Origin of the sequence: Burkholderia sp. Se-20373 (assembly GCF_017104705.1) — a bacterium.
Classification (GTDB): domain Bacteria; phylum Pseudomonadota; class Gammaproteobacteria; order Burkholderiales; family Burkholderiaceae; genus Burkholderia.
The window spans coordinates 1-3,177 of record NZ_JAAGPH010000297.1 but is presented as its reverse complement, the minus strand read 5'-3'; the positions used below and the strand labels follow the sequence as shown (position 1 = coordinate 3,177).

Genomic DNA, 3,177 nt, shown 5'->3' with positions numbered 1-3,177 from the left:
TGGCTTAGGGAGCCTGACGATTACCTACTTTCACACGGGAATCCGCACTATCATCGGCGTAGAGTCGTTTCACGGTCCTGTTCGGGATGGGAAGGGGTGGGACCGACTCGCTATGGTCATCAGGCAAAGAGGGTTGTTGTGCTGGCTTCGCAGCACAACCAATCTTGGAAGAAGCAGTAATTTTGAGTTGTGTGTATCACACACGAGAATCCAACTTGTCGCTTTGGATCGCAGCTCGTGCAGGGCACGGCGCCGATCTACAAGGCAGACTTGTTATAGGATCAAGCCTTACGGGCAATTAGTATCAGTTAGCTGAACGCATTACTGCGCTTACACACCTGACCTATCAACGTCCTGGTCTCGAACGACCCTTCAAGGGGATCTAGTCCCCAGGGATATCTCATCTTAAGGCGAGTTTCCCGCTTAGATGCTTTCAGCGGTTATCTCTTCCGAACATAGCTACCCGGCGATGCCACTGGCGTGACAACCGGTACACCAGAGGTTCGTCCACTCCGGTCCTCTCGTACTAGGAGCAGCCCCCTTCAAATATCCAACGCCCACGGCAGATAGGGACCAAACTGTCTCACGACGTTTTAAACCCAGCTCACGTACCTCTTTAAATGGCGAACAGCCATACCCTTGGGACCGGCTACAGCCCCAGGATGAGATGAGCCGACATCGAGGTGCCAAACACCGCCGTCGATATGAACTCTTGGGCGGTATCAGCCTGTTATCCCCAGAGTACCTTTTATCCGTTGAGCGATGGCCCTTCCATACAGAACCACCGGATCACTATGACCTGCTTTCGCACCTGCTCGACTTGTCGGTCTCGCAGTTAAGCACGCTTATGCCATTGCACTATCAGCACGATTTCCGACCGTACCTAGCGTACCTTCGTACTCCTCCGTTACGCTTTGGGAGGAGACCGCCCCAGTCAAACTGCCTACCATGCACTGTCCCCGACCCGGATCACGGGCCAAGGTTAGAACCTCAAACAAACCAGGGTGGTATTTCAAGGACGGCTCCACCGAAACTAGCGTTCCGGTTTCATAGCCTCCCACCTATCCTACACAGATCGGTTCAAAGTCCAATGCAAAGCTACAGTAAAGGTTCATGGGGTCTTTCCGTCTAGCCGCGGGTAGATTGCATCATCACAAACACTTCAACTTCGCTGAGTCTCGGGAGGAGACAGTGTGGCCATCGTTACGCCATTCGTGCAGGTCGGAACTTACCCGACAAGGAATTTCGCTACCTTAGGACCGTTATAGTTACGGCCGCCGTTTACCGGGACTTCAATCAAGAGCTTGCACCCCATCATTTAATCTTCCGGCACCGGGCAGGCGTCACACCCTATACGTCCACTTTCGTGTTTGCAGAGTGCTGTGTTTTTATTAAACAGTCGCAGCCACCAGTTTATTGCAACCCCTTCACCCTCCTGGCGCAGGCCAGTCAAGCTACAAGGGCGTACCTTATCCCGAAGTTACGGTACCAATTTGCCGAGTTCCTTCTCCCGAGTTCTCTCAAGCGCCTTAGAATACTCATCTCGCCCACCTGTGTCGGTTTGCGGTACGGTCATCGTTAGACTGAAGCTTAGAGGCTTTTCTTGGAACCACTTCCAATTGCTTCGCTCCCTAAGGAGCTCGCGCCACACCCTTGAATTGCGCGCCCGGATTTGCCTAAGCGCCTTCTCCAATGCAGCGACCGGGACTTCCAACACCCGGACAACCTTCCGCGATCCGTCCCCCCATCGCATCTAACAATGGTGCAGGAATATTGACCTGCTTCCCATCAGCTACGCATTTCTGCCTCGCCTTAGGGGCCGACTCACCCTACGCCGATGAACGTTGCGTAGGAAACCTTGGGCTTACGGCGAGGGGGCCTTTCACCCCCTTTATCGCTACTCATGTCAGCATTCGCACTTCTGATACCTCCAGCATCCCTTCCGAGACACCTTCGCAGGCTTACAGAACGCTCTCCTACCATGCGCGCTAAGCGCGCATCCGCAGCTTCGGTATATAGCTTAGCCCCGTTACATCTTCCGCGCAGGACGACTCGATCAGTGAGCTATTACGCTTTCTTTAAAGGGTGGCTGCTTCTAAGCCAACCTCCTGACTGTTTTAGCCTTCCCACTTCGTTTCCCACTTAGCTATATTTGGGGACCTTAGCTGGCGGTCTGGGTTGTTTCCCTCTTGACACCGGACGTTAGCACCCGATGTCTGTCTCCCGTGATTGCACTCTTCGGTATTCGGAGTTTGCTATGGCGGGGTAATCTGCAATAGACCCCCCAACCATGACAGTGCTCTACCCCCGAAGGTGAGACACGAGGCACTACCTAAATAGTTTTCGGAGAGAACCAGCTATTTCCAAGTTTGTTTAGCCTTTCACCCCTATCCACAGCTCATCCCCTAACTTTTCAACGTTAGTGGGTTCGGACCTCCAGTACGTGTTACCGCACCTTCATCCTGGCCATGGATAGATCACTTGGTTTCGGGTCTACGCCCAGCAACTGAACGCCCTATTCGGACTCGCTTTCGCTACGCCTGCCCTATACGGTTAAGCTTGCTACTGAACGTAAGTCGCTGACCCATTATACAAAAGGTACGCCGTCACCCCTTTCGAGGCTCCGACTGTTTGTATGCATGCGGTTTCAGGATCTATTTCACTCCCCTCCCGGGGTTCTTTTCGCCTTTCCCTCACGGTACTGGTTCACTATCGGTCGATCACGAGTATTTAGCCTTGGAGGATGGTCCCCCCATCTTCAGACAGGATTTCACGTGTCCCGCCCTACTTGTCGCACACCTAGTTCTTTCATACTGTTTTCGCCTACAGGGCTATCACCTGCTATGGCCGCACTTTCCAGAGCGTTCGGCTAACAATACAAATAAAGAGTGCAAGGCTCATCCCATTTCGCTCGCCACTACTTTGGGAATCTCGGTTGATTTCTTTTCCTGCGGTTACTTAGATGTTTCAGTTCACCGCGTTCGCTTCACATGGCCTATGTATTCAGCCATGGATACTCCAAAAGGAGTGGGTTTCCCCATTCGGACATCTACGGATCAAAGCTTGTTTGCCAGCTCCCCGTAGCTTTTCGCAGGCTACCGCGTCCTTCATCGCCTGTGATCGCCAAGGCATCCACCACATGCACTTGTTCGCTTGACCCTATAACGAGTCTGTCTC

The 3,177-nt window shown here is 52.9% G+C and carries 2 rRNA genes; both read right to left on the bottom strand.

From position 1 onward, the window contains the following. Positions 1-11 precede the first annotated feature (11 nt). Positions 12-124 (bottom strand): 5S ribosomal RNA (rrf, locus tag G3N96_RS38160). Between the two features lie 153 nt (positions 125-277). Beyond that, positions 278-3,159: ribosomal RNA gene (locus G3N96_RS38155) — 23S ribosomal RNA — on the bottom strand. Between the last annotated feature and the right edge of the window lie 18 nt (positions 3,160-3,177).